The following is a 25351-nucleotide window of genomic DNA, read 5'->3' on the forward strand; positions in this document are numbered from 1 at the left end:
CGATGAACAAGAACCAGCTGGCCGGCGAATGGAAGATCATTTCGGGGCGCATACAGCGCCTGTGGGCCGAAAGCCTCGATGACCAGACCGGAGCGATCAAGGGCAACCTCAGGGAGATCGCGGGCCTGGTCCAGAGGGAGTTCGGCCTCGCGGCGGAGCAGACCGAGGAAGCCATGAACCGCTGGCAAAAGGAGCATCAGCCGGTCGCAACCCTCCAGGCCCAAGGGGACCGTTTCAACACCGTGATGGCCGATCGCTGGGCGGCCGCGAAGGCCCAGGTCGATGACGCCAGGGCGGACCTGGCCGACCGGCGCGAGGCGGTGGAGGCGGACATCGATCTGCTGGTTTCGCGCCTTCAGACCCGGTTCGACCTGACCCGCGACGCCGCCGCCGCGCAGGTCAACACCTGGCTCAGCGACACCCGCGACTGGCTCGACCATCAGGCCAAGGCGCGCCGGGGCGATTGAAAACGAAATCGACGATGTCCGCCGTCGAGTCGCCCGCCCCTCCTGCTGGCGGGCTTGACAGCGGCGGACTGGTCCCATCCAACGACCGCATGGCCAGACACCGGGCGGACGCCCAACAGAACCGCACCCAACTCCTGGACGCCGCCGAAGCCGCCTTCGTCGAGATGGGCTTGAACGCGCCGCTTGATCTGATCGCCCAGCGCGCGGGCGGGGCGCGGATCACCCTGTTTCGCAATTTCGCCGACCGACAAGCCCTGATCATGGCGCTGCTCCAGCGCGGACTTCAGGAGGTCGAAGCGGAAGCCACACGCGTGGCCGATCAGGATGACGGCTTCCTGATCCTGCTCCGCTTCGTCGCCGATCGCATCACCTTGCGCTCGCCCCTGATTGACTATTGGCAGCAGGCGGACCGGCGCCTCCCGGAAATCCAGACGGCCCTGGAACGCCTGACGGCGACCTTCTATGGCCTCATCGAGCGGGCCTCGGCGGCCGGTGCTTGCCGAAAAGACCTCCAACCAGCGGACGTCCTATTGCTTCTGACCTTGATGAGCGGCGCCCTCTACGGTCGAAACGAAGCGGAGCGTAGGGATCTGGCGGATCGGGCCTGGCGACTGGTCAACCAAATCATCACGCCCCACGAGGCTGTCTGAGATTCCAAGCTGCGGCCCTCAATGCTTCATTTGCGCAATGAGCGGAGCGTCAAAGCCAACCCCTTCGCTGCTTTCGACCGCGCCATCCAACTCGCAATCTGCGGAATGAGCTCACTGGTTCAGGCTCATAGACCGTCCAAACGCTGGATCTGCCGGACATAAGCGCCGACATGACTCTTCTTCAAAGAAGCTGGACCGGCGGCCCTCGACGCCGAGCAGCTCGGCTTCGGTAGCATCGTCACGGTGTGCCTTGAACGACCGGTCCAACAGCACCACCGTTCGGGCAATCTGATCATCGTCCCGAAATGCGGCGAGGTGAACCCGAAGCCGGCGATCCAAGCGTCCGGATTTGCGCCGATCTGGTATTCCATGACGTTTTGAATTCGAGAGGGGCACGAGCGCGAAGGCGCGGTGAAACCCGTTGACGCTCCGATATCCAACGCGAGCCCACACAAGTTCAGTATCAATCGCCACTTTACAACCCGGACATTTTCGTCCATTTCGTATTCGATGACGAAGATCGAACGCAGAGATGTCGTGCGGCATCGCTTGGCCCTGCTAAGCGCGGCACGAACGGTATTCGCTGAACAGGGGGTATATGCGCCTCTTGACGCGATCGTAGACGCGGCAGGGCTCGGGCGAGGCACTCTCTATCGTCACTTTCCGGATCGGGCCGCCTTGTTGGCGGCGGTCGTTGAATCGGAAGTCGACACGCTCATTGCGGCGATGACGCCATCCCCTTTGGAAGGGAAGATCAAGGTCTTCCTGGAAGAAGCGGCGGCGGCGTCGGAACGGGATGCGGCGTTGGCCGAGGCGTGGCGCATGTTGCCCCCTGACGAGCCCGCCATGGTCGCGTTGCGAAATCGGCTCAAGACCGCTCTGAAGGAACCGCTCGAGGCCGCGATACGGGCGGGCCGGATACGTCACGATCTCACGCCGGAATTGGTGTTGATCGCGGCGCAAATGATCGGTGTCGGCATGCGAAGCGCGCCCGATGCATCGACCCGAAAGAAGGTCGTAAGTCTCATATTCGACGGCCTTCTGAGGGGTTCGGAATGAGCCGCGTTCCCCTGTTCGCCCCGCGCGAAAAGCTCGGTCAGACGATCGGCGACGTTCCGGACTGGAAGCCGCACGAGCGGCCCATGATACCGGGCTCGCCGTCAACACCGGACATGCCGGGCTCCGAGAGGCTGAAATACGGCCTCGTGGCCTTGCTTCTGGGTTTGACGGGATCCTTGGGCACGGCTCTGGTGTCCGTGAACCTCAATCAGATCCAGGGCGAACTCGGTCTGACTCCCGTCCAGGGCGCCTGGCTCAGCAGCATCTACATCATGACGAACGTCGCGATGAATCTGCTTCTGGTGAAGTATCGCCAGCAATTCGGCATCTCTCGATTCGTCATGGTCTTTCTGACCATTCTACGCTGGAGCAGCCGTGGCGGAGCTCTTCGTCACAGGCTATCCGATCGCCCTGGGGGTGCGGGCGATCTCCGGCGTCACGGGCGCGGCAATGGGCGCGCTGACCGTCTTTTATATGCTCCAGGCTCTCCCGCCGAAATACAAGCTGCAGGCCCTGGTCCTGGGGATCGGAGCCTCCCAGCTAGGCATGCCGCTCGCCCGCATCCTCTCGCCAATGCTGATCGATCTCGGGGTTGGCATGGAGTGAGCGCCCTTGAAGCCGGTCTCGCCGTGGCCAGTCTGGCTGCCGTGCTGATCGTGCGCATTCCCCCTGGAATCCGCATCCACACCTTCGAGTGGAAGGACATTGTCAGCTTTTTGCTTTTTGCCTCAGGCTTTGCGCTGGTGGTGGCCGTTCTCGGGCTCGGGCGACTTGAATGGTGGTTCGACCGTCCCTGGCTCGGCTGGGCCCTGGCCGCGGGCGTGGCCCTGATCCTGATCGGCTGGACGTTCGAGCACTATCGGGAAAATCCCTTGGTCGATACGCGCTGGTTTCTGACCGGCGGATACTTTCGCTTCGCCATCGCCATCCTTTTCGTCCGCATGTTGTTGTCCGAGCAGCCTGTGGGATCGACCGGCCTTCTTCAGGCGCTGGGCATGGCGCCAGAACAGGTCCAGCATCTCTATGTCATCGTCGCCTTCGCCACCGTAGCCGGGGTGCTGGCGGGCGCGGTCATGCTCATGATCTCGCCCAAGCTGGTGATCATCCAGTCTTTGGGAACTCTGATCCTGATCGCGATCGGCGCCTGGATGGACGCGCATTCCACGGTGCAGACCGCGCCGGCCAATCTCTACGTCAGCCAAGCGCTGATCGGTTTCGCCGCCGCCATGTTCATGGGAGCCGCCGTGATTTTGGGCATCGGGCAGCTCGTGCAGCGAGGCTTCGGGTCGGTCATCACTTTTTCCGTCACCTTCGGCGTGACTCAGGTGATCGGCGGTGTGCTCGGGGGCGCCATCCTCGGCACCTTTCAGATTTGGCGGGCCCAGCATCACGCCGCCTATCTGTCCGAAACACTCGTCGGATCGGATCCCCAAGTCGCCAGCCTGCTGCAGACCTATAGCGGCGCTTTTCGTTCCAGTATCGCTGATCCTGCCGGGCAAAGCCTTCAAGGCCTTTCAACAGTGGCCCAGCAGGTCACCCAGCAGGCCAACGTGCTCGCCTTCAACGACGTGTTCTGGTTGATCTTCTGGGTCGCGATAACTCAGCTCGTCCTGACCGTGATCTTTACGCTCCGAACGATGTTGAAAATGCGCAATGCGCCCAAATCCGCCGATACGCCAAGCGCCGCCGGCGCAGCCGCCATCTGACCCCCCTTTCGCCTGAGACGTACCGCGCCATGACAGACATGAGCCCTTCGGGTCCCCATCATCCTCACACCGCGCCTCAGCCCGAGGATGTCGGCCAAACCAAACCTGCGCCTGGGGCGGCATCTCCAGGGCCGGCGCCGAAAGCCCGACCCAAAATGACGCCGCGCGCGGCGATCCTCGCGGGCCTTCTCGGCGTGCTGGCCGTCCTGTTGATCCTTTACGCCTGGAAGCTGCCCCCTTCGGAGGCGCGATGGAGCGGACCGACAACGCCTATGTCCGGGGGCAGGTCACGGTGATCTCCCCACAGGTCAGCGGCTATATCACGGAGGTCATGGTCAAGGACTTCCAGGCAGTGCAGGCAGGTCAGCCCCTGTTCCGCATCGACGACCGCATCTATCGCCAGCGGCTGGATCAGGCCGAGGCGACCCTGGCGGCGCGCGAGGCGGACCTGGCCAACTCCGCGCAAGCGGGCGCCTCGCGACGGGCTACCCTCGGCGCCCGCGAGGCCGAGATCGCCTCGGCCCGCGCCCAGTTGGCCCGCGCCCAGGCCGATATGAACCGGGTCGCGGATCTGGCGTCGGACGGGTCCGTTTCCCTGCGCGAGCGCGACCAAGCCGAGGCCGCCCTGAGGTCCGCCGAGGCCGCCGTCCGTCAGGCCGAGGCGGGCAGAGAAGTGGCCCGCCAGGACGAACGCTCCGTCGGCGTCTCGCGCCAGGGATTGGTCGCCGCCGTGGAAGGCGCCCGCGCCGCCGTGCGCCTGGCCGAGATCGACCTGGCCAACACGGTCATCACCGCCCCCGAAGCTGGACAACTCGGCCAGGTGGGCGCGCGTCGCGGGCAGTATGTGACGGCGGGATCGCAACTGGTGTCGCTGGTGCCGCCTCAGCTCTGGGTTATCGCCAACTTCAAGGAGCGCCAGGCTGGCCGCATGATCGAGGGGCAGGCGGCGACAGTGACCGTCGACGCCCTGGGCGACCGGCGCTTCACCGGGCGGATCCAGAAAATTTCGCCGGCGACGGGCTCGGAGTTCGCCGTCCTGCCCGCGCAGAACGCCACCGGGAATTTCACCAAGATCGCCCAAAGGCTCCCTGTGCGGATCGTGCTCGACACCGGACAGGACGGTCTTGCACGCCTGCGTCCCGGCATGTCGGTGGTGGCGCGCGTCGACACCTCGACCGCGGGGAGCGACCGCTGATGCGCCCCCTCCTGCTGATGGGCGCGACCGCAATGGCGCTTTCGGCATGCGCCACCGTCGCGCCGTCCCCGCCGCCGCCCGAGGCCGCCGTCGGGGCGCCGGAGGATTGGCGCGCGGCTGCGCCGACCGGGGCCGTCGCCGAGACCGGATGGTGGGCCGCGTTCGGCGATCCCGGCCTCACCGCCGCGGTGGAGGCGGCCCTGGCGCGCAACACCGACCTGGCTGTCGCCGAGGCGCGGGTCAGAGAGGCCGAGGCGCTGTCGACCCAGGCGCGCGCGGCGCTTCTGCCCTTACTGACCGGCTCGGTCGCGGTCCAGGACGCGCGCGAACTGAACGCCTTCGGCCAGCCCTCGGAGGCGGCCGTGGCCCAGCCCCAGCTTCAGGTCGCCTATGAGGTCGATCTGTGGGGCAGGCTGCGCAACGCCGACGCTGCGTCCCGGGCCTCGCTCCAGGCCAGCCGCTTCGGTCGCGACGCGGCCGCCCTCTCGGTCGCGGCGGCCACGGCCCGAGCCTATGTGACCCTCACCTCGCTGGACGCCCAGCTGGAGGTGGCGCGCAGCACCCTGGCCTCGCGCGAAGAGGCCCTGCGGTTGGCCACGCGCCGCGTCGAGGCGGGCCAGATCTCGCGTCTAGAGCTGACCCAGGCCCAGGCGGAGTATGAAGCGACGGCACAGCGGGTTCCCGCGCTGGAACTGGCGATCCGTCGCCAGGAGAACGGCCTCAGACTGTTGACCGGCGACCTGCCCGGCGCGGTCGAGCGAGGCCGATTCGACACCCTGGCCCTGCCGCAACCCGGGCCGGGCCTGCCCTCCAGCCTTCTGGTCCGGCGTCCCGACATCGCCCAGGCCGAGGCGCAGCTGGTCGCCGCCGACGCCAGCCTGGCCGCGTCGCGCGCGGCGCTTCTGCCCCAGGTGCGGCTGACCGGCTCGCTCGGAGAACTGTTTATTGAACACCTCGATCCGGTGACCGTATGGAGCCTGGGCGGCAGCCTCTTGGCCCCGCTGTTCGACGGGGGACGGCTGTCGGCCCAGGCCGAGGCCTCCGAGGCGCGCCGCGATCAGGCCGCCTTCGCCTATCGGCGCGAGGTGCTGGGCGCCTTCGCCGAGGTTGAGAACGCGCTGGAGGGCACGACGCGTCTGGAGACCCAGGCCCGCCAAGCCGAAGCCCAGCGCGCGGCCCAGGACGAAGCCCTATTCCACGCCCGCAACCGCTACCGCGCGGGCTACGCCGCCTACCTGGAGGAGCTTGACGCCCAACGTGGCCTGTTCAGCGCGGAACTTATGATCGTTCAACTGCGCGAAAACCAGCTGCTGAATGCAGTCGCCCTCTATCAAGCCTTGGGCGGCGGATGGAATTCACCGGTCAACCAGGAGCAACCATGATGCCGCGTCCCGGTTTCCGGCGTCTCGGCGCCTGTAATATGCTGGCCGGCGCCCTCGGCGCCGCATTGGGCGTCGTTCTGGGGATGGCGGTCGCCGGGGCGGCGTCGGCCCAGCCCCAGCCGTTCGAACCCGTGCCGGACACACCGGAATGGAACGTCGACATCAGCGCCGGGGCGGTCTCTGGCTTCAGCTCGACCGGGCGAGAGGCGAACCGGGTGAACGCCACGCCCTGGGCCGATTTCAACTGGCGCAACCGGGTCTACGGCAATCCGCTCGACGGGCTCGGCTACAATATCGTGGCCGACGACGGGCTGAGGGCGGGCGTGCAGCTTCGGCCGCATTATTGCGGTAAGTCGGCTATCGAGGGGCTGGACCTGCCCGACCTCGGCGCCGACATGGCGGTCTATGGCTTCGTCCGGATTCCGGGGAACATCTCGGTCGGCGGACGTGTCATGCGCGACATCAGCGGCCAGACCGACGGAACGACCTACTACGCCTCGGCCTCGCACCAGGGCGTGACGCGCATCGGCCTGTTGCAGAGCACCTTGTATGCGCGAGGCGGTGACGCCCGCAACGACGCCTATTTCGGCGTCGACGCCGACGCGGCAAGTGTGACCGGTCTTACGCCCTATGCGCCGGGAAGCGGCGTCCGGAACACCGGCGTCGCCTTCCTGATGCTGACGCCGATCGGCGACCGCTGGGCCGTGGCGACTTTCGCCAACGCCGAGCGGGCAATGAGCGACGTCGCCGACAGCCCCCTGATCCAGGCTCGAGACGAACAGGAGATGGCTATCGCGGGGATTCTGATCGTGCGCCGTTTCGGCGGCTGGTAGTTTTCCGGTCGGGCGATGACGCCCGGCCTCCACGCGGCGAATGACGCCGCAAATGACGGGGCTGAACTCATGGATACGCATTTCAATCCGCTTGGAGATTTTCTGAGCCGGGCCTGGTGGTTGCTGCTGTTGCGCGGCTTGGCCGCCATTGCCTTCGGCGTCCTGACCTTCGTTTGGCCTCAGGTGACGTTGCTGACGCTGGTGATCCTCTACGGAGTTTACGCCATTCTGGACGGCGCGTTCGCCTTGCTCGGGGCCATCCGTGGCGGCGGCCTGGCGCCGCGCTGGTGGCTGGCCGTCGTGGGACTCGTGGGACTGGCGGCGGGCGCGGTCGCCCTGGCCTTGCCCGACCTGACCGCCGTCGCCCTTGTGGTCATCATCGGCGCGGCGGCCATCGCGCGCGGTATCTTCGAGATCGTCGGCGCCATCCAGCTGCGCAAGACGATCCGCAAGGAGTGGCTGCTGATCCTGTCCGGCGCGATCTCTGTGCTGTTCGGTTTGGCCGTCATCGCCGCCCCCGGCGCCGGCGCCCTGGCCCTGGTCTGGCTGATCGGCGCCTGGGCCATCGTCGCGGGCGTGCTCACGGTCGCTCTGGCGCTCAAACTGCGGAAAATAACGAGCTGAACGTGTCGTTCGGAAAACGGACTGCCGCCCCTCTGATCGCAGCCGCCCTGAAGGCCGCGGTCGAGGGTCTGCTGGCCGAATGCATCACGGCGCAGGCCGAGAATAACTGCCCTGAGGCTTACCGTATCCGCGATCGTGGTCTGCGCCCTTTTAAGTGATCCATCCCCTATGTTGGTCTGCGGACCGGAATGGATGGAGCCAAGGATGGCCAGGAAGCGTCACAAGCCCGAAGAGATCATAGCCAAGCTGCGCCATGTCGAGGTGCTGACGGGGCAAGGCAAGTCGATCTCGGAGGCGTTGAAGACGATCGCGGTGACGGAGATGACGTACTTCCGCTGGCGGGCGGCGTTCGGCGGGATGAAGACCGATCAGGTCAAACGGATGAAGGCGCCGGAGCTTGAGAACGCCAGACTGCGTCGTGCGGTGTCGGACCTGACGCTGGACAAGCTGATCCTGTCGGATACGGCCCGAGGGAACTTCTGAGCCCTGCCCGTCTCTGGGCCTGTATCGACAAGGTGCGGGCCGAGTTGAACGTGTCAGAGCGGCGCGCCTGGGGGTGCTCCACCACCATAGACATATCGTGACTTTGGACAGGTGATCGTCGGCCGCCGACGATAGCTACGATGTTTATTCAGATTTGGCTCGAGTCGCTTTACGCTCTGCCTGAAATGACATGCGTTTCCCTGTATTTGGAACCGCATTTCTGGCGCAGGATCGTGAAAACCTTCTAAGAAGCATTAGTTTAACGGCTTAGGCGGCAGAGAGGATTTGGCTAAGTTTGAGCTATTCCCTGTTTAAGCGGCTCGATCAGGGAATCAGCCGGCACATTTTGGATGTGCCGGTCACGGAGAGAATGACCTCCCCTCCTTGGCACACCACCAGTTTCCTGAAGCCCGGTTGCGAAGGCAGCCGGGCTTCTTTGCTTTTCGTCTCGCGTTGACCCGGCGCGCGACGCGCCGCATGGCTGCCGCGATGACCGACGCGCCCTCATTCGACGACCGCCTGGCGACCTATGCGGCCCCGATCGCGGGGGCGACGCCGACGACCTATGACGTGCCCGATACGGTCGAAATGGCGCTGTGCGGCCCGGCCCAGACGGTGGACGAGGTGCTGGAGACGCTCGCTGGCCTGCCCTACGGGCGCGCTCAGGCGGCGAAGTTCCCCTCCCGGCGCCTGCGCGAACTGGTCGAGACCTATGTGGCGCCCGTGTCGCGCGCCTTCCTGGCCGCCGGACGGCGGCGCCCCTTCCTGGCCCGTCTGGGCGACAACCGCGACGCCATGAGCCGCCCCGGCTTCGTCAAGTCGCGGATGATCGAGGATCCGGGCCAGGGCGTCCTGGCCCCGCTGAACCACGCCCGGCATTTCAGCCCCGTCGCCGATGTCGCCGCCGTGGATCGCCCCTACGCCGACAAGGACGACCGCCTGGTCTGGCGCGGCGCGACCACCGGCCGCTTCATCCGCGCCGAGCCGGACGCCCCGCCCTATTCGGCCCGCTACCATGTCCACCGCCTGGCGGGCGAAGGCGCGGCCCGCGCCGACTGGGATATCGGCTACAGCCTGGTCACCCGTCCGCAGCACCTGGTCGACGTGCCGCTGGAGACGATCCACGCGGCGACGCGCCCGCACCTGTCGATGACGCAGCTGCTGGGCTCTAAGTTCCTGCTGGTGCTGGAGGGCAACGACGTCTCCTCCGGGCTGAAATGGATCCTGGCTTCGCAGTCGGTCCCGGTCATGCCGACGCCGACGGTCGAATCCTGGGCTTGCGAGGCGATGCTTCGGCCGTTCGTCCATTATGTGCCGGTCGCCTCGGACCTGTCCGACCTGGCCGAGGTCCACGCCTGGTGCCGCGACAACGACGCCGCCTGCCGCGACATGGCCCGCGCAGGCCAGGTCTTCATGGCCGCCTTCGGCGACCCCGAGAGCGAAGACCGGCTGCTCGCGGCGGTGGTCCAGACCTATGCCGACCGGGTGACGCTGGCGCCGGGCGGACCCGAGGCGCGCGCCGTCCTGGCCCGGATCGCCGGACTGTCATGGTGAGATTCGCTTAACCGCGTCCGTGAACGGGACCGCAAGCGCCGATCGCTAGGGTGATCGACAGGACGACGTTTCCGTCCGGCCTGTCCGAGCGTTTCGCCCCATGCTGTTTCTTCTGAACGACGTCGTGTTCGATCTGGACGAGGCCTGCCCGGCCACGCCCGCCGACGCGCGCCGTTTCGAACAGCTGGGCTTCGACTATGTGCTGGAGCTGGGCTGCGAGCTGTTCGCCGAGGATCCGCTGCTGCATCGAAACGACCCGGCCCGGGCGCGTCGCCTGGCCTGGTTGATCGCCAACCGCAGCCCCGACGTGAACGCCGCCCTGTTCGCCGCGCCGGACGCCGGGTGCGAGCCCGATCTGGTCGAGCCGCGCTTCTGCGCCCTGCCCGAAGCGGTCATCCGCCAACTTCAGGCCAAGGGCCGTCGCCTGGACGCGGTCGCCGCCGACCGCGCCGTCTGGAACCGCCTGGCGGCCTGACCCGGTCTAGACCAGGGTGTTGAACACCACGTGGACCAGCGTGGCCACGCCGACAATGAAGCCGAAGCCGACCGCCAGGCCGATCGCGGGATGCAGCGTGTTCGGTGGAACGTTCGCTCGGCGCATAGCCGATCGCACGGTCTTCAGGATGGATCACAGCCATCGTCGTTTCCTTTCCCTTCACGGGCGTCCCGCTCTGATGGCGGGATCGGCGCCGTTGACAGGACAATGACTCCAATAGCCCTCTATGGCGAGGGGTTATTTGATCTCGCGCAAAATCGTGACTTCGGGCCCGGTTCGGGCTAGTTGCGCCGCTCCGAGGATCCCGACATGTCGACACTGACCCTGCCCGAGGAGGCTGCGCGACGGCGCACCTTCGCCATCATCGCCCACCCCGACGCCGGCAAGACGACCCTGACGGAGCACATCCTGCTGGCCGGCGGCGCCATCCGCGCGGCCGGGGCCGTGCGGGCGCGGGGCGAGAACCGGCGGGCGCGCTCGGACTGGATGAAGATCGAGAAGGAACGCGGCATCTCCGTCACCGCCTCGGTCATGACGTTCGAGCACGACGGCAAGATGTTCAACCTCTTGGACACGCCGGGGCACGAGGACTTCTCGGAAGACACCTACCGCACGCTGACGGCCGCCGACTGCGCCATCATGGTGCTGGACGCCGCCAAGGGCATCGAGCCGCAGACGCTGAAGCTGTTCGAGGTCTGCCGCCTGCGCGACATCCCGATCATCACCTTCATCAACAAGCTGGACCGCGAGGCCCAGGACCCGATGACGCTGCTGGACGACATCGCCAGCCGGTTGCAGCTGGACCCGTCGCCGATCTGGTGGCCCGCCGAGAGCGGTAATCGCCTGCGGGGCATGGCGCAGCTGGGGACCGGCACGTTCCAGCCTTACGCCCGCAAGACCGCCGGCTCGGACGAAGACCCGGACCATCCCGCCGCCCTGCCGCTGTCCGACGCCGCCGCTCATTTCGAGGGCTCGGAGCAGGCCGACCTGGCCGAGGCGCTGGAGCTGGTCGAGGCGGGCTACAAGCCCTTCGACCGTCAGGCCTTCCTGGAAGGGCACATGACGCCGGTGTTGTGGGGTCGGCCCTGCGCCACTTCGGCATCGACGAACTGCTGAAGGCCATCGGCGACTGGGCCCCGGCGCCCAAGACCATGAAGGCGAGGAAGGAGGCCCCGCCCGAGACCCGCAACGCCCCGGCGCCCGAGGATGTCGTGGTCGAACCCGGCAAGGACGAGGTGACGGGCTTCGTCTTCAAGGTCCAGGCGAACATGGACCCCAACCACCGCGACCGCATCGCCATGTTCCGCATGGCCTCGGGCAGCTTCAAGCTCGGCATGAAGCTTAAGGTCCAGAACACGGGCAAGCAGCTGTCGGTGAACGCACCCATCATGTTCTTCGCCTCCGATCGCGAACTGGCCGAGGACGCCTACGCCGGAGACGTGATCGGAATTCCGAACCACGGCGTGCTGCGCGTCGGCGACAGCCTGTCGGAAAGCGGCATGATACGGTTCGCCGGCCTGCCCAACTTCGCCCCGGAAATCCTGCAGCGCGTGCGGGTCAAGGATCCCCTGAAGGCCAAGCACCTGAAGAAGGCGCTGGAAGGCCTGGCCGAGGAAGGCGTGACCCAGCTGTTCCGGCCCGAGTTGGGCTCGGACTTCATCGTCGGCGCCGTGGGCCAGCTGCAGTTCGAGGTCATGGCCGACCGGCTGGGCGAGGAATACGGCCTGGAAGTCATCTTCGAGCACAGCCCCTACGCCGAGGCGCGCTGGATTTCGGGCGAGAAGGCGGACCTGGAGGATTTCGCCTCCAAATACCGCCCGCAGATGGCCGTCGATATCGACCAGAACCCGGTCTTCCTGGCCAAGTCGTCATGGGAGACCGGCTATGTCGGCGAACGCTTCCCCAAGATCGCCTTCCTGAAGACAAAGGAGCGCGGCTGATCGGGGCAGGACGTCGCGTTGCGGCTGTCATCTTCTCCGAGTAAGCCCTGTGGGGGGACGTGTGGAGGACGGCGTGAGGGTTGGGGCGATTGTATCGGCGGCCGCAGTCGCGATGGCCGCAGCGACGCCGGCGAACGCCGAATGGCTGCGGGCCGAGACCGACAACTTCGTCGTCTATGGCGAGGGGCGGCCCGACGACCTACGCCGTCATGCCGAGAAGCTGGAACGGTTCGACGCTATGATGCGTCGCCAATTCGGGATCGGCGCGGCGGAGGGCGCGCGCAAGTTGCCGGTCTATTTGGTCTATACGGGCCGGGAACTGCGGGAAATTCACCCCGGCCTGCCGGAAGGCGCGGCAGGGTTCTATTCGGCGAGCGAGATCGACGTCTACGCCGCGCTTAATCGGCGCAGCGGCGACGACGTGCTGCTGCACGAATACGCCCACCACTTCATGTACCAGAATTTTCCGGGCGCCTATCCCGGCTGGTTCACGGAAGGATTCGCCGAGTTCTTCATGACGGCGACGGTCGAGAACGCCGACGCCGTGAAGGTCGGCTACTTCAATCAGGGCCGCCTTAACGTACTGAACCACGTCGCCTGGATTCCCATGGAGACGCTGCTGACGGCGCGGCCGCGCCAGTTGCAACAGCGCTATGCGCGCGCCGCCTTCTATTCGCAGTCCTGGCTGCTGACCCACTATCTGGTTATGGACCCCGAACGTCGCCGGGGCCTGGACGCCTATCTGGCGGCCGTCGGCCGCGGGACGCCCGAGGCGGAAGCGCTAAAAACCCACCTGGGCCACGACTACGCCAGCCTGGAAGCCGCCTTGCGCGCCTATCTTCGCGGACGAATGGGTTATGCGGAAGCGGACCTGTCGGACGTCCATCCGGAGGTGCGCTTCGCCGCGCTGCCGGCGAGCGCCGATCGTCTCCTGTTCGACAGCTTGACGATCCGCTACCCCAAGTCGCCGCAGGAAATCCAGGAACTTCTCCCTCGCATACGGGCGGACGCGGCCCCCTATCCCGAAGACCCTCTGGCCCTGACCACCCTTGCCCGGGCCGAATTCCAGTGGGGTGATGCGGAGGCGGGCGAAGCGGCGCTAGCCAAGGTTCTGTCGATAACGCCCGACGACCCTGAGGCCCTGCAACTGGCTGCGAACCGGCGAGTAATGCAAAGTCGGGAGGCGACGGACGAGGCGGCGCGGCTGATCCTCGTCAACGAGGCGCGCGGCTATCTGGCGCGTGCGGTCCAGGCCGCGCCGACGGACTACCGCATCTACCTAGCCCTGGCGAGAACGCGACGCGGCGCGACGGGATATCCCAACGACAACGACCTGCAGACGTGGCGTCTCGCGGTGGCCTATGCGCCTCAGGTGATGGGGATAAGGCAGGAAGCGGCCGAGGCGTTGAGGGCCGGCGGACGGGAAGACGAGGCCCGGGCCGTGCTTCAGGCCGTCGCGAACAATCCCCACTCGGATGGCCGAACAGCCTTGCCCGAAGGCGCCCAGTCAGGCGCCGATGCACGCTGAACGACGACGCGGTCGCCCGCCCCTTCCCCTGCGACGAGGAAGGCGCCATCGTTCCGCCCGTCGGGCGCCTTAGCGCCGGAGGCATCATGGTTCTCGCACCCGCCGTCGCCGCCGTCCTGTTCGCCCAGTCCCCGGGCGGGCTGGTTTCCTATGAGGAAGCGGTGCGCTGCGCCGGCCTGACCCAGGCGGCGTCGGAACTGGAGGGCGGCGAAAGCCCGGAGGGGCGCGCGCTCTATGACGCCGCCCTCTACTGGTCGCTGGCGGCCATGCGGGCCGGCACCGCGGCGGGCCGGACCAGCCAGGCGGCCGAAAACGACCAGACCCGCGCCCGCATCGAAGGTGTGCGCCAGTTGAGCGCCGACGCGCCCGCCGCGCGGGCCGCCCTGCGCCAATGCCGCGAGCGCGCGCCCAAGCTGGACTGAAGCTGGGGATAAGACCCGGCGAACCGGAGCGGCGGCGTCGCGTTTGCTTTGCAGACGCCTGGGGCGCAACCTTCGTCCCGAACCGGGAATACACGCGAGTCGCCCATGTTCGAGTTCGGCCGAGACCTTCGCAAACTGTTCGACAAGGCGCGCGAGAGCGAGGATCTGGGCTGGGTCGAGCTGATCGGCGTGGACCTGTTGCACGCCGAGGCGCGCCGCGAATCCATCGACGCCGGCCGCGTCTCCTGCGCCCGACCCTTCGAGACCGAACGCCGCGCCGGCGCGCTGTGGCGCGAGCACGCCCGCCGCACGGGCGCGGGCGACAGCCTGGATCGGGCCGAGCGCGCCGCCGAAGGTCTTTCGCGCGCCGCCGCCTCTGACGATCAGCGCGCCCTGGCCGCCATCGACCGCGCCCAGGTGCTGTTGTTGCGGTTCGACCTGTGCGGCGATCCAACCCGGTTGGCGATGGCGCTGGAGGGTTTCGGCGCGGCCCGGCCGACGCGACGGGGCTGGGTGACGGCGGAGGCGATGGCGGTCCAGGCCCTGGTCCAGGCGCGCCAGGCCCGTCTGTCGAACCAGGGAGAGGCGCTGCAGGAGGCCTCCGCCGCCCTGGACGCCGCGGTGCAGGCCGCCGTCGCCAAGGGGCTGCCCAACGCCGACGACCTGAAGCTGGATCGCGCCGCCCTGGCGCTGGAGGTCGGGATCCTGAACCGCGACAGCCGCCTGCTGGACCTGGCGGGCCGGGACCTGAGCGCCCTGGCCGAGACCTTTTCGCCCGACCGCCGGCCGCTGAGCCGGGCGCGGGTGCTGGCGCTGTGCGGCGCCGGACTGTCGGCCCTGGCCGCCGCCGCCGGCCATTCCCAGGCCCAGGCGCAGGGGCTGATGATGTTCCAGGCCGCCGCCGAACAGTTCACCCCCGATCACAGTCCCCTGGACTGGGCCGCGATCCAGGTGGCCCAGGCCGGCGAAGGCGACGGCCCGCTGATGCCTCTGGTCCAGGCGGAGGCCCTGACCCAGGGCCAGGGATTGGTGCTGGGCGCCCTGTCGCGCGAACGACGGCTGGCGCGCGAGATCGCCCTGGCGGCCGAGGTCGGCGACCGGGCCGGGCTGGACCAGATCGAGACGCGGCTGCGCGACCGCCTTCCGGCCGCGGGCAAGGCGCCGCTGGACTGGGTCGCCGATCAGCTGGGCATGGCCCGCCTGGCCCTGGCGCGCCTGGCGGTCGGCAAGGCGCCGCCCCCGCCCTGACGCTGGGCCTGCTGGAGGCCGAGGCCGTGGCCCGCGAGATGGGCGCTCTCGTTCTGGCCGACCGCGCGGTCGGTCTGCGCGCCCGGGCGTAAGGGTCAGTTCCGCTTCAGGGCCCCGAACAGGACCGCGCCCATCGCGAAGGCGGCCGCCGACAGCCACAGCACCGGACGGTAGCCGGCCTGGACCAGATCCAGCGCCGCCAGGGCCATCAACGGGGCCCAGGCCTGCGGCAGGGCGGCGGCCAGGTTGATCAGGCCCAGGTCCCCGCCTCTCTGGTCGCGCGGCGGCAGGGCGTCGACCATCAGCCCGGTCTCAACGGCGTAGTAGATCCCCGTGCCCAGGCCGTGAACGGCGAAGGCGGCGACGACCCAGGGCCAGTCCGACGCCATCGCCAGAAGCCCGCCCGACATCGCCAGAACCGCCGCGCCGGTCACGGCGCCCGCGCCGCCGTCGCAGCCGCCCACCCGCCAGTCCCAGGACCAGCGACACCCCCAGGACGACGCCGAACGACACCCCGGTCAGCAGCGCCAGACCGGCCTCCGGCGGCGCGCCGTAACGGGCCTGGAAGTTCGTGTCCGCGGCGATGAAGTAGAGCAGATAGACGTTGCCGACGACGAAGCCGGTGGTCATCGCCGACCGGCCCAGCCAGACCAGAACGAAGTCCCTGTGGGCGAACGGCCCGAACCAGGCCGTGACCGAGCCGGGCGTCGCCTCGACCGGCGCTTCGCCGTCGCGCGCGCCGTCTTCGCGCATGCGGAACACGAAGGGCAGGACGCCGACGACCAGGATCGCCGCCAATGCGCCGTAGCGGGCCCCGTCCTGTGTCAGCCAGCCGCCGACCAGGGCCGCGCCGACCATGTTTCCCAGCGGATAGCTGACCCCCATCGCCGCCGACAGACGCCCCCGCGCGGCCGCGGGCGTCCGGTCGGCGAACAGCGCCAGAAGCGCGGCCAGCAAGGCGTTGAAGCCGATCTGGAACAGCACCACCCCCGCCGTCAGCGCCGCGCCCGTGGTCGCCGTGGCGATCACCGCATAGGCCGCCAGAACCCCGGCGACGCCGCCCGCCATCCACGGCCGCCGACGCCCCAGACGCGAGCGCGTCCGATCGCTCAGCACCCCGGCCGCGACATTGGAGACCGCCGCCGTGATCGCGCCCCAGAACAGGGCCGTGCTCAGCAGGGTTTCCTTGGCGGCGGCGTCGATCGCCTCCGCCCGCAACGGGACCAGCATTCCCAGCAGCGGCGCCATGGCGATGAAGGCCGCTAGATAGGCGACGCCCAGCCCCGCCATGAACGCCGACGACGGCGCCGCATCATCGCGCATGACGCCCTCCCCGGCGGGACTTCAGACCACGGGCACGGCCTGGCTCAGTCGACCGCCGACGCGGATCGGCTCCACGCGCGTCGCCAGGCCGGTGCGGTCGTCGGTCTCGACGAAGACGCCGCACACCGTCGCGGGTCCCGACGCCGGCGTGTAGCGGCCGCCGGAGATGCGGGTGGTGAAGCGCCGCAGGGGCTCGTCCTTCTCGTTGCCGATGACGCTGTCGTAGTCGCAGCAGCCGCCGGCGTCGGTCTGATAGGCCGTGCCGCCGGGCAGGATCTGGCAGTCGGCGGTGGGCACGTGCGTATGGGTGCCGACCACCAGCGACGCGCGCCCGTCGCAGAAGTGGCCCATGGCCATCTTCTCGCTGGTCGCCTCGCAATGCATGTCGACGATCACGGCGTCGGCCACGGCGCCCAGGGGGGCGGCGGCCAGTTCGCGCTCCACCGCGCCGAAGGGATCGTCCATCGGATCCATGTGCACGCGGCCCAGCACGTTCATGACCAGCACGGTGCGGCCGCTGTGGGTTTCGAACAGATTGGCCCCGGCGCCCGGCGCGTCCATCAGGCGCGGATAGTTGGCCGGCCGGATCAGGCGCGGCTCGCGCACGATATAGGTAAGAGCCTCGCGCTGGTCCCAGCTGTGGTTGCCCAGCGTCAGGCAGTCGGCGCCCGCCATGAACAGTTCGCGCGCCGTGTTCTCGGTGATGCCGAACCCGCCCGCCGCGTTCTCGGCGTTGACCACCACGAAGTCGAGCTTCAGGTCGCGCTTCAGGCCCGGAAGATGGTCGCTGATCCCGTCACGGCCGGACTTGCCGATGACGTCGCCGAAGAATGCCAGTCTCATTCGAAAGCCGTATAGCCGGTCTCGGCCAGAACGCCATGCAGGCGGATGTCGTGCGGGTCGAGGTCCAGCCGATCGACGACTTGGCCAGCATAGGCGAAGCCGACCCGCGCGACGTCGGGCCGGGCGGCGAAGGTGCGATCATAGTAGCCGCCGCCCTGCCCCAGCCGCCCTCCTTCGGCGTCGAAGGCCAGCAACGGCGTGACGATCAGATCGGGGTCGACCACCGCCGCCAGCGGCAAGGGGGCGGGACATCCCGCCACATCCAACTCCAGCGGATCACCGAACGACCAGGCGCGAAAGATCATCGGCGCGGCGCGTTCAAGGACCACGGGTAGGCACAGCCGGCGCCCGGCCGCTTCCAGCGCCATCGCCAAGGCGTCGGTGTCCAGTTCCGAGCCCACGGCGCGATAGAGGGCCACGATCTGGCCCGGCGGCAGGCGATCAGCATGGGAGGCGGCGCGCGAGGCGGCCGTCGGATCGGCCTCGGCCAGCCGCTTTCGCAGGGCGCGGGCCGCCGATCTGAGTTCGTGCTTGTCGGACATTGCGGGCGCTCAAACAGCGAGCGACCGCGTCGCGAGCGGTGGCGCCCAGACCAAAGAGAAAGGGTGGCGGCGCCGCGTGAACCGTGAAGGGCGGTTTAAATCCTCTCGACCTGGGTAGCCAGGTGGGCTCCGTGTGCCCGGGCCCTCGAGCCCAAACAGGGACAGATCCCTTCGAGTGAATTAAGGTCGCGAGGAAATGTTGCCTTCGACGAGGGCCGCAGCAGGACCCGCCGCCGGACAAGATAGGCGTTCGCGTCGTCCGGCGCCAGAGCGCCGTGCTGTCGTCAGACGCTCTGGGCGATCTTCTCGATCCGGGCGGCCACGGCGTTCAGCGCCTCGGCCACGCCGTCGGACGATGCGGCCGCCGGCGCCGCCGACGCCTTGCCGCCCCTCGCCTCCTGCAGTTCGTCGGCCAGGATCAGCGCCGACATCAGGAACAGCCGCAGGTCGCCGACATTGCCCACGCTGTCGGCCACGGCGCGCACCTGGGCGTCGAACTGCCGGGCCAGGGCGCGCACGCGGTCCTCCTGGCCGTCGGCGCATCCGACGGCGTAGGGGCGCCCGTTGACCTCGACCGTCACCGTCGCCATCAGACGGCCCCTTCCGTTTCGGCCAGCACCTCGCGCACCGCCTCGGCGGCGCGGGCCAGGGCCTGGGACGCCTCGCGACCGGCGGCCTCCAATTCGGCCACGCGCGCGGCCTCGGGCCGGGGCGCGAACAGGTCGTCGTCCGGGATCGGCGGCGCCGAGGCCGGGCGCGCCTTCAGGTCCAGGATCTTGCGTTCCAGTTCGGCCAGGGCCCGGTCGATGCGGGCCCGTGCGGCCGTGGTGGCGTCGGCCATCGGTCGCTCCTTCAGATTCCGTATAGAACCCGAGGACGCGTCGGGGTAAAGGCGGCGCGCCCCTGTTTTTCCGCCTTTCGACGAAAGGTCTCCGCCGTGACCGACGCCAAAGCCGCACCTAAGGCCACCCCCGAGCAGATGGCCAACGCCATCCGCGTCCTCGCCATGGACGGGGTCGAGAAGGCCAAGTCGGGCCACCCCGGCATGCCGATGGGCATGGCCGACGTGGCCACGGTGCTGTTCTCCAGGTTCCTGAAGTTCGATGCGGCGCATCCCGACTGGGCCGACCGCGACCGCTTCATCCTGTCGGCGGGCCACGGCTCGATGCTGATCTACGCCCTGCTGCACCTGACGGGCTACAAGGCGGCGACCAAGGAAGAACTGTCGAACTTCCGCCAGTGGGGATCCAAGACCGCCGGCCACCCGGAATACGGCCACATGCCGGGCGTGGAGGTCACCACCGGCCCGCTGGGCCAGGGGCTGGCGACCTCGGTCGGCTTCGCCCTGGCGGAGCGCCATCTGGCGGCCAAGTACGGCGACGATCTGGTCGATCACCGCACCTGGGTGATCGCCGGCGACGGCTGCCTGATGGAAGGCGTGTCGCAGGAGGCCATCGCCCTGGCCGGCCGGCTGAAGCTGTCGAAGCTGACGGTCCTGTGGGACGACAACGAGATCACCATCGACGGCAAGGTGTCGCTGTCGGACGCCACCGACCAGAAGGCGCGCTTCAAGGCCGCCGGCTGGGCCGTGCGCGCCATCGACGGCCATTCGATGAGCGAGATCAAGGCCGCCCTGAAGTGGGCCCAGCGTCAGGAAAAGCCGACGCTGATCGCCTGCAAGACCAAGATCGGCAAGGGCGCCGCCACCATGGAAGGCAGCCACAAGACCCACGGCGCGGCCCTGGGCGCCGCCGAGATCGCCGCCACCCGACTGGGCCTGGCCTGGGACCACGACCCGTTCGAACTGCCCGCCAACATCGAGGAGGCCTGGCGCAAGGTCGGCCGTCGCGGCGCCAAGGATCGCAAGAAGTGGGAGGCCCGCCTGGCCGCCTCGCCGCAGGCCGCCGACTTCACCCGCGCCATGAGGGGCGACCTGCCCGAGGGCGCCTTCGACGCCCTGAACGCCAAGATCGCCGAACTGGTCGAGACCCAGCCCGCCCAGGCCACGCGCCAGTCGTCCGGCGCCGCGCTGGAGCAGGTGTTCGCCGCCATCCCCGAACTGGTCGGCGGCTCGGCCGACCTGACCGGCTCGAACAACACCTTCGTCAAGGACACGCCGATCCTGGACGCCCCGACCTATGAGGGGCGCTACGTCAACTGGGGCATCCGCGAGTTCGGCATGGCCGCCGCCATGAACGGCCTGGCGCTGCACGGCGGCGTCATCCCCTACGGCGGCACCTTCATGGTGTTCTCCGACTACAGCCGCCCGGCCATCCGCCTGGGCGCCCTGATGGGGGTCCGCGCCATCCACGTGCTGACCCACGACTCCATCGGCCTGGGCGAGGACGGCCCGACGCACCAGCCGGTCGAACACCTGGCCGCGCTGCGCGCCATTCCGAACCTGCTGGTCTTCCGCCCCGCCGACACGGTCGAGGCCATGGAATGCTGGAAGATCGCGCTGGAGACGAAGACCGCGCCGTCGGCCATGGCCCTGTCGCGTCAGAAGACGCCGGCCGTCCGCACGGTCGCCGCGTCGGACAATCTGTCGGCCCGCGGCGCCTATGAGATCAAGGCCGCGAACGGAGAGGCCAAGGTCACCATGTTCGGCACCGGCACGGAGCTGGCGCTGGCGCTGAAGGCGGCCGAGACGCTGGAGGCCGAAGGCGTGGCGACCCGCGTCGTCTCCGTCCCCTGCTTCGAACTGTTCGAACGGCAGGACGCCGCCTATCAGGCCTCGGTCATCGGCCGGGGCACGGTGCGCGTGGCGGTGGAAGCCGCCATCAAGCAGGGCTGGGAACGCTTCATCGGCGAGGACGGCGGCTTCGTCGGCATGACCGGTTTCGGCGCGAGCGCTCCGGCGGAGGTGCTTTACGAGAAGTTCGGCGTCACGGCCGAGGCGGTGGTCGCGGCGGCCAAGGCGCGTCTGTAAGCCTCGGATCCTCCCCGCTTGCGGGGAGGGGGACCACGCGCAGCGTGGTGGAGGGGGCGGATGCAGGCGAGATGTATCCGCATGGACTCCGCTTGAACTTTCCACAGCCGGTGCGAGGTCCGCCCCCTCCACCGCTTCGCGGTCCCCCTCCCCCGTTGCGCTGCGCTTCACAGGGGAGGAGCGCAAGGAGCAGATGATGAAACTGGGCACCCCGCTTTCAGACAGCGCCGTCCGCGTGATGCTGCTGGGCTCCGGCGAACTGGGCAAGGAAGTCGCCATCGAGCTTCAACGCCTGGGCGTCGAGGTCATCGCCGTCGATCGCTATCCCAACGCCCCCGCCATGCAGGTCGCGCACCGCAGCCACGTCATCCCCATGACCGACGCCCAGGTGCTGAACGGCGTCATCCTGGCCGAGGCGCCGCACATCATCGTGCCCGAGATCGAGGCCATCGCCACCGACGTGCTGGCGGGGATCGAGGCCGCCGGCCTGGCCCGCGTCATCCCCACCGCGCGCGCCACCCAGCTGACCATGAACCGCGAGGGCATCCGCCGCCTGGCCGCCGAGGAGCTGGGCCTGCCGACCAGCCCCTACGCCTTCGCCGGCAGCGCGATGGAACTGGCCGAGGCGGCGAACCGCATCGGCCTGCCGGTCTTCGTCAAGCCGGTCATGTCGTCCTCGGGCAAGGGGCAGTCGATGATCGACGCCCTGGAGGACGCCCCCAACGCCTGGGCCTACGCCCAGTCCGGCGGCCGGGTGGACGCCGCCCGCGTCATCGTCGAGGGCCGCATCGACTTCGATTTCGAGATCACGCTTCTGACCGTCCGCTCGCTGGGCGCCGACGGCCAGGTCCGGACCGACTTCTGCGCCCCCATCGGCCATCGCCAGGTGAAGGGCGACTATGTCGAAAGCTGGCAGCCCCAGGCCATGAGCCCCGCCGCCCTGAGCGCCGCCCAGGACATCGCCGGCAAGGTCACGGACGCGCTGGGCGGCCTGGGGGTCTTCGGCGTGGAGCTGTTCGTCAAGGGCGACCAGGTCTGGTTCTCAGAGGTGTCCCCGCGCCCGCACGACACGGGCCTGGTCACCCTGGCCACCCAGACGCAAAGCGAGTTCGCCCTTCACGCCCGCGCCATCCTGGGCCTGCCGGTCGACGTGAGCCAGCGCGAGCCGGGCGCCAGCGCGGTCATCTATGGCGGCGTGGAGGCGCAAGGCATCGCCTTCGAGGGCGTCGCCGAGGCTCTTTCTGTTCCGACCGCCGACCTGCGCCTGTTCGGCAAGCCCGAGAGCTTCGAGCGGCGGCGCATGGGCGTCGCGACCGCGCGCGGCGCCGACGTCGATCAGGCCCGCGAACGGGCGCGCCAGGCCGCGGGCCGCGTCCGGCCGGTCGCCGGCTGACGTCCAATCGACGTTCAGTCTGGCGTCGTCCTTCCTGGGCGTCCGTGAGGACGAACCCGGAACCCAGGAGGCGAGCATCCGGCGTCGAACCCGGCCAGTAGCGTGACTGAAGCCCTGGGTTCCGGGTTCTTCGCTACGTTCAGCCCCGGAATGACGGACTAGGCATGCCCGGGCCCCCTGAATGTCGATCAAACCTAGCGATCCAAGACGGCTGCGGCCGTCGAGCCCACCCCCTTCAGGGCCGCAATGGCCGCCTCCAGGGTCGGATCGTCGCCCGAGCGCCGCTGGGCCAGGGTGCGCGGCGCGGCCAGGTCCGGCGTCACGCCCCGCTTCTCCAGCCGCACGCCGCCTGTCGTGACGAAATCCGATCGGCTCAGCGTCAGCCGCCCGCCGTCCGGCAGGTCGGTGTCCTGGGCGATCAGGACGGACCCGCCCGTCGTCTCCCCGACGACCAGGCCGCGCCCGGCTTCCTGAAGGGCGGCGGGGGTCAGTTCGGCGGCGCTGCGGCTGGCGCGATCGACCAGCACGGCGACCGGATTGGCGACCGGCTCTTCATGATCGCCGCAATCCCCGTCGGCGCGCAGCACGATGGCGCGCCCCGAGCGCGTGGTGCGGGTCGCCCAGGCCTGGCCGCGCGGCAGGAAACAGGTCAGCACCGACTCCGCCTCCCACAGCCGCCCGCCGGGATTGGCGCGCAGGTCCAGGATCACGTCGACGTCCGGCTCCAGTCCGTCGAGCTGGCTTGCGACCCAGCGGCCCAGGCCTTCATCGAACTGCTCGACCGTCAGCACCAGGACGCCGGGCCGGGAGCGGTCGGCGGTGAACGGCTGGGGGCCGTCCATCAGGCGCGGCGTCACCGTCACGTCGCGGCGCGCGCCGGTCTCGTCGGTCAGCGCCAGTTGAACCGGCCGCCCGTCGAACACCTCGACATCCGCGCCCCAGGCCCGGCCGTCCAGGGTGTTCAGGGTCCAGCCGATCTGCACGCCCGCGGCCTCGGCCGGCGATCCGGCCCGCACCCGCTCCACCGTCCAGACGTCCCGCTGGTCCCCCGCCATCAGGGTCAGCCCCATGACGGCGCGGCGCTGGTATTGGCGATCCTGGCGGCGCACGGCAGCCGGCGGGCTGGCCCCGGCGTGGCCGTCGTCCAGCAGCTCCAGCATCTCGTTCAGCACATGATAAAGCGCGCGGTCGTCGCCGGCCGCCAGCGCCTGCGGCCGGAACCGCTCGCGCGCCGCGCGCCAGTCCACGCCGTGGAGCGTCGGATCGTAATAGCCGCGTCTAACCTCTTCCCACACGCGGTCGAAGACACGCCGGTTCATGCGTGCGCGCTCAGGGCTGGGCCCGACCATGGCCGCGGAGGCGGCCGGCGCGTCGACGGCCTGGCTCACCGAAACCGCGGGCGCCCCCGCCGTCAGCGCCAGGCCGATCAGGACGACGCCCAAGAGCCTGCGATGCGCGGTCCGGTTCATGACGACGTTGTCGGCAATAACACGCCCCGCATCAAGGGGCGGCGCCCGCGCACGCTTGCTTCCACGCAGGCGCCGCGCCAAACAGCCCTCCCATCCCCGGAGCGACCATGCCGATCACCACCGTGGGCCTCGACGCCGACGACACCCTTTGGCACAACGAGACCCTCTTCCGCCTGACCCATGCGCGGTTCGTCGACCTGCTGGACGACCACGGCGACGCCGACGTGATCGAGGCGCGCCTGGCCCAGGTCGAGCGTCGCAATCTTCGGCTCTACGGCTATGGGATCAAGGGCTTCACCCTGTCCATGATCGAGACCGCGATGGAGTTGTGCGACGGCGGCGCCCCGCCCGAGGTGGTGCGCGAGATCTTGGCCGCCGGCCGCGAGATGCTGGCCCATCCGGTCGAGACCCTGCCCGGCGTGGACGAGGTGGTCGCCCAGCTTTCCGAACGATACCGCCTGGTCCTGATCACCAAGGGCGACCTTCTGGACCAGGAGCGCAAGCTGGCGGCCTCGGGCCTGGGCGAACGTTTCAGCGCCGTCGAGATCGTCTCGGAAAAGGATCGCGGGACCTACGAGCGCGTCTTTGCCCGCCACGGCACCGGTGCGGCCGAGGCCGTCATGGCCGGCAATTCCATGAAATCCGACGTGCTTCCCGCGATCGAGGCCGGCGCCTTCGGCGTCCACATCCCCTATCACGTCACCTGGGCGCACGAACTGGCGGACGCCCCGGAAGGCCACCCCCGCTACGTCTCGCTCAGCCGCATCGGCGAACTGCCCGACTGGATCGCAGCGATCGACGCATAAGCTCTTGCCCCCCGGCCTGCCCTCTCTAAACGGGCCGCTTAACCGACAACATGACGCGCACGTCGCATGGCCCCGCCGTGCGGGGACTTCTCGCGCGCGCGACGAGCGAAGGACGACGCGAAGACCTTGGACGCCTCCGACATCAGTCATGACGAACGCGACGCCATGGTGCGCGCGGCGCTGGCCGAGCAGGGCGACAGCGGCGTGACGCCGCGCCATACGCTGTTCTACTTCTATGGCGAGGGCGACCACGGCGATCTGAACGAGGTCGCCCGTCGCGCCGGCTTCCTGACGCGCGGCGCCGACGACATGACGGTGCTCGAGACGACCATGGCGGTGGACGAGGCGTCGTTCTCGGCCACCTCGGCCATGATGCAGACCTGGGCCGCGGCCTTCCAGCTGGACTACGACGGCTGGGAATGCGCGGTCGTGACCCATTAGCGTTCAATAAGAAGAAGA

25 protein-coding genes, 1 other RNA gene and 2 pseudogenes are annotated in these 25351 nt (G+C 68.8%); 20 read left to right on the top strand and 8 right to left on the bottom strand.

Features of this window, described 5'->3' with window-relative positions; all coding sequences use genetic code 11:
- The first annotated feature begins 2 nt into the window (after positions 1 to 2).
- The 16 genes and pseudogenes from MU852_RS03060 to MU852_RS03135 all read left to right on the top strand — a co-directional run bounded on the left by MU852_RS03060 (position 3) and on the right by MU852_RS03135 (position 15587).
- Complete coding sequence (locus tag MU852_RS03060; protein ID WP_249750966.1) at positions 3 to 467, top strand: CsbD family protein; 465 nt, start codon at positions 3 to 5, stop codon at positions 465 to 467.
- Between the two features lie 170 nt (positions 468 to 637).
- Positions 638 to 1117, top strand: coding sequence for a TetR/AcrR family transcriptional regulator (locus MU852_RS03065; protein ID WP_249750967.1), 480 nt, complete (start codon positions 638 to 640; stop codon positions 1115 to 1117).
- 510 nt (positions 1118 to 1627) lie between these two features.
- Positions 1628 to 2176 (top strand): TetR/AcrR family transcriptional regulator, encoded by a 549-nt coding sequence (locus MU852_RS03070; RefSeq protein WP_249750968.1) that lies wholly within the window; start codon positions 1628 to 1630, stop codon positions 2174 to 2176.
- Between the two features lie 375 nt (positions 2177 to 2551).
- Positions 2552 to 2782, top strand: a complete 231-nt coding sequence (locus tag MU852_RS03075) for a hypothetical protein (RefSeq protein ID WP_249750969.1) — start codon at positions 2552 to 2554, stop codon at positions 2780 to 2782.
- Positions 2779 to 3882, top strand: a complete 1104-nt coding sequence (locus tag MU852_RS03080) for an efflux MFS transporter permease (protein WP_249750970.1) — start codon at positions 2779 to 2781, stop codon at positions 3880 to 3882. The genes MU852_RS03075 and MU852_RS03080 overlap by 4 nt, the downstream gene beginning before the upstream one ends.
- Before the next feature lie 250 nt (positions 3883 to 4132).
- Positions 4133 to 5077 (top strand): HlyD family secretion protein, encoded by a 945-nt coding sequence (locus tag MU852_RS03085; RefSeq protein WP_347342332.1) that lies wholly within the window; start codon positions 4133 to 4135, stop codon positions 5075 to 5077.
- Positions 5077 to 6459: an efflux transporter outer membrane subunit gene (locus tag MU852_RS03090; protein ID WP_249750971.1), complete on the top strand. Its 1383-nt coding sequence runs from the start codon at positions 5077 to 5079 to the stop codon at positions 6457 to 6459. The genes MU852_RS03085 and MU852_RS03090 overlap by 1 nt, the downstream gene beginning before the upstream one ends.
- Positions 6456 to 7292 (top strand): MipA/OmpV family protein, encoded by an 837-nt coding sequence (locus MU852_RS03095; protein ID WP_249750972.1) that lies wholly within the window; start codon positions 6456 to 6458, stop codon positions 7290 to 7292. Before MU852_RS03090 ends, MU852_RS03095 begins: the two co-directional genes overlap by 4 nt.
- Positions 7293 to 7307: 15 nt before the next feature.
- Positions 7308 to 7916 (top strand): HdeD family acid-resistance protein, encoded by a 609-nt coding sequence (locus MU852_RS03100; RefSeq protein ID WP_084140465.1) that lies wholly within the window; start codon positions 7308 to 7310, stop codon positions 7914 to 7916.
- Positions 7917 to 8120: 204 nt separating this feature from the next.
- A pseudogene (locus MU852_RS03105) lies at positions 8121 to 8467 on the top strand (transposase); the annotation flags it as partial.
- Between the two features lie 421 nt (positions 8468 to 8888).
- Entirely contained in the window at positions 8889 to 9953 is a 1065-nt protein-coding gene (locus tag MU852_RS03110) for a glycosyl transferase family 90 (RefSeq protein WP_249750973.1), read from the top strand.
- Between the two features lie 100 nt (positions 9954 to 10053).
- Entirely contained in the window at positions 10054 to 10428 is a 375-nt protein-coding gene (locus MU852_RS03115) for a hypothetical protein (RefSeq protein ID WP_249750974.1), read from the top strand.
- A gap of 330 nt (positions 10429 to 10758) precedes the next feature.
- Positions 10759 to 12389, top strand: a pseudogene (locus tag MU852_RS03120) (peptide chain release factor 3).
- A gap of 112 nt (positions 12390 to 12501) precedes the next feature.
- Positions 12502 to 13917: a tetratricopeptide repeat protein gene (locus MU852_RS03125; protein WP_249750975.1), complete on the top strand. Its 1416-nt coding sequence runs from the start codon at positions 12502 to 12504 to the stop codon at positions 13915 to 13917.
- 86 nt (positions 13918 to 14003) lie between these two features.
- Positions 14004 to 14339, top strand: coding sequence for a hypothetical protein (locus MU852_RS03130; RefSeq protein WP_249750976.1), 336 nt, complete (start codon positions 14004 to 14006; stop codon positions 14337 to 14339).
- 105 nt (positions 14340 to 14444) lie between these two features.
- Positions 14445 to 15587, top strand: coding sequence for a hypothetical protein (locus tag MU852_RS03135; protein WP_249750977.1), 1143 nt, complete (start codon positions 14445 to 14447; stop codon positions 15585 to 15587).
- Positions 15588 to 15682: 95 nt separating this feature from the next.
- On the opposite strand, the gene MU852_RS03140 is transcribed toward MU852_RS03135, so the two are convergent.
- The 7 genes from MU852_RS03140 to MU852_RS03165 form a co-directional block, all read right to left on the bottom strand.
- Complete coding sequence (locus MU852_RS03140; protein ID WP_249750978.1) at positions 15683 to 15889, bottom strand: hypothetical protein; 207 nt, start codon at positions 15887 to 15889, stop codon at positions 15683 to 15685.
- A 10-nt stretch (positions 15890 to 15899) separates the two neighbouring features.
- On the bottom strand, positions 15900 to 16910 hold the full coding sequence (locus tag MU852_RS03145; RefSeq protein ID WP_249750979.1) for an MFS transporter: 1011 nt from the start codon (positions 16908 to 16910) through the stop codon (positions 15900 to 15902).
- Positions 16911 to 16931: 21 nt separating this feature from the next.
- Positions 16932 to 17753, bottom strand: a complete 822-nt coding sequence (locus tag MU852_RS03150) for a TIGR00282 family metallophosphoesterase (protein ID WP_249750980.1) — start codon at positions 17751 to 17753, stop codon at positions 16932 to 16934.
- On the bottom strand, positions 17750 to 18295 hold the full coding sequence (locus MU852_RS03155) for a 5-formyltetrahydrofolate cyclo-ligase (protein ID WP_249750981.1): 546 nt from the start codon (positions 18293 to 18295) through the stop codon (positions 17750 to 17752). The genes MU852_RS03150 and MU852_RS03155 overlap by 4 nt, the downstream gene beginning before the upstream one ends.
- 65 nt (positions 18296 to 18360) lie before the next feature.
- Positions 18361 to 18522, bottom strand: a non-coding RNA gene (gene ssrS / locus MU852_RS18110) — 6S RNA.
- Between the two features lie 57 nt (positions 18523 to 18579).
- Positions 18580 to 18885 carry a cell division protein ZapA gene (locus MU852_RS03160; RefSeq protein WP_249750982.1) on the bottom strand — a complete coding sequence of 102 codons (306 nt, stop codon included), beginning with the start codon at positions 18883 to 18885 and terminating at the stop codon, positions 18580 to 18582.
- Positions 18885 to 19136, bottom strand: a complete 252-nt coding sequence (locus MU852_RS03165; protein WP_249750983.1) for a hypothetical protein — start codon at positions 19134 to 19136, stop codon at positions 18885 to 18887. Before MU852_RS03165 ends, MU852_RS03160 begins: the two co-directional genes overlap by 1 nt.
- Positions 19137 to 19232: 96 nt before the next feature.
- On the opposite strand from MU852_RS03165, the gene tkt reads away from it, so the two are divergent.
- Positions 19233 to 21224: a transketolase gene (gene tkt / locus MU852_RS03170; protein WP_283843762.1), complete on the top strand. Its 1992-nt coding sequence runs from the start codon at positions 19233 to 19235 to the stop codon at positions 21222 to 21224.
- 196 nt (positions 21225 to 21420) lie between these two features.
- Positions 21421 to 22617 (top strand): formate-dependent phosphoribosylglycinamide formyltransferase, encoded by a 1197-nt coding sequence (purT, locus tag MU852_RS03175; protein WP_249750984.1) that lies wholly within the window; start codon positions 21421 to 21423, stop codon positions 22615 to 22617.
- Positions 22618 to 22811: 194 nt separating this feature from the next.
- Here the strand turns inward: purT and MU852_RS03180 are convergent, their stop codons facing one another.
- The gene (locus MU852_RS03180) at positions 22812 to 24086 is read right to left on the bottom strand and encodes a S41 family peptidase (RefSeq protein WP_249750985.1); all 1275 of its coding nucleotides are present in this window, start codon (positions 24084 to 24086) and stop codon (positions 22812 to 22814) included.
- A gap of 107 nt (positions 24087 to 24193) precedes the next feature.
- On the opposite strand from MU852_RS03180, the gene MU852_RS03185 reads away from it, so the two are divergent.
- Complete coding sequence (locus MU852_RS03185) at positions 24194 to 24892, top strand: HAD family hydrolase (protein ID WP_249750986.1); 699 nt, start codon at positions 24194 to 24196, stop codon at positions 24890 to 24892.
- Between the two features lie 126 nt (positions 24893 to 25018).
- Positions 25019 to 25333 carry a hypothetical protein gene (locus MU852_RS03190; RefSeq protein WP_249750987.1) on the top strand — a complete coding sequence of 105 codons (315 nt, stop codon included), beginning with the start codon at positions 25019 to 25021 and terminating at the stop codon, positions 25331 to 25333.
- The last annotated feature ends 18 nt before the right edge of the window (positions 25334 to 25351 follow it).

Origin of the sequence: Brevundimonas albigilva (assembly GCF_023503965.1) — a bacterium.
In the GTDB taxonomy this organism is placed as follows: domain Bacteria; phylum Pseudomonadota; class Alphaproteobacteria; order Caulobacterales; family Caulobacteraceae; genus Brevundimonas; species Brevundimonas albigilva.

Coding starts and splice junctions, on each gene's coding strand:
- MU852_RS03060 (WP_249750966.1), top strand. CDS start 3: ATGAACAAGAACCAGCTGGCCGGCGAATGGAAGATCATTTCGGGGCGC.
- MU852_RS03070 (WP_249750968.1), top strand. CDS start 1,628: ATGACGAAGATCGAACGCAGAGATGTCGTGCGGCATCGCTTGGCCCTG.
- MU852_RS03085 (WP_347342332.1), top strand. CDS start 4,133: ATGGAGCGGACCGACAACGCCTATGTCCGGGGGCAGGTCACGGTGATC.
- MU852_RS03090 (WP_249750971.1), top strand. CDS start 5,077: ATGCGCCCCCTCCTGCTGATGGGCGCGACCGCAATGGCGCTTTCGGCA.
- MU852_RS03095 (WP_249750972.1), top strand. CDS start 6,456: ATGATGCCGCGTCCCGGTTTCCGGCGTCTCGGCGCCTGTAATATGCTG.
- MU852_RS03100 (WP_084140465.1), top strand. CDS start 7,308: ATGACGCCCGGCCTCCACGCGGCGAATGACGCCGCAAATGACGGGGCT.
- MU852_RS03110 (WP_249750973.1), top strand. CDS start 8,889: ATGACCGACGCGCCCTCATTCGACGACCGCCTGGCGACCTATGCGGCC.
- MU852_RS03115 (WP_249750974.1), top strand. CDS start 10,054: ATGCTGTTTCTTCTGAACGACGTCGTGTTCGATCTGGACGAGGCCTGC.
- MU852_RS03125 (WP_249750975.1), top strand. CDS start 12,502: ATGGCCGCAGCGACGCCGGCGAACGCCGAATGGCTGCGGGCCGAGACC.
- MU852_RS03130 (WP_249750976.1), top strand. CDS start 14,004: ATGGTTCTCGCACCCGCCGTCGCCGCCGTCCTGTTCGCCCAGTCCCCG.
- MU852_RS03135 (WP_249750977.1), top strand. CDS start 14,445: ATGTTCGAGTTCGGCCGAGACCTTCGCAAACTGTTCGACAAGGCGCGC.
- MU852_RS03140 (WP_249750978.1), bottom strand. CDS start 15,889: ATGGTCGACGCCCTGCCGCCGCGCGACCAGAGAGGCGGGGACCTGGGC.
- MU852_RS03145 (WP_249750979.1), bottom strand. CDS start 16,910: ATGCGCGATGATGCGGCGCCGTCGTCGGCGTTCATGGCGGGGCTGGGC.
- MU852_RS03150 (WP_249750980.1), bottom strand. CDS start 17,753: ATGAGACTGGCATTCTTCGGCGACGTCATCGGCAAGTCCGGCCGTGAC.
- MU852_RS03155 (WP_249750981.1), bottom strand. CDS start 18,295: ATGTCCGACAAGCACGAACTCAGATCGGCGGCCCGCGCCCTGCGAAAG.
- MU852_RS03160 (WP_249750982.1), bottom strand. CDS start 18,885: ATGGCGACGGTGACGGTCGAGGTCAACGGGCGCCCCTACGCCGTCGGA.
- MU852_RS03165 (WP_249750983.1), bottom strand. CDS start 19,136: ATGGCCGACGCCACCACGGCCGCACGGGCCCGCATCGACCGGGCCCTG.
- purT (WP_249750984.1), top strand. CDS start 21,421: ATGAAACTGGGCACCCCGCTTTCAGACAGCGCCGTCCGCGTGATGCTG.
- MU852_RS03180 (WP_249750985.1), bottom strand. CDS start 24,086: ATGAACCGGACCGCGCATCGCAGGCTCTTGGGCGTCGTCCTGATCGGC.
- MU852_RS03185 (WP_249750986.1), top strand. CDS start 24,194: ATGCCGATCACCACCGTGGGCCTCGACGCCGACGACACCCTTTGGCAC.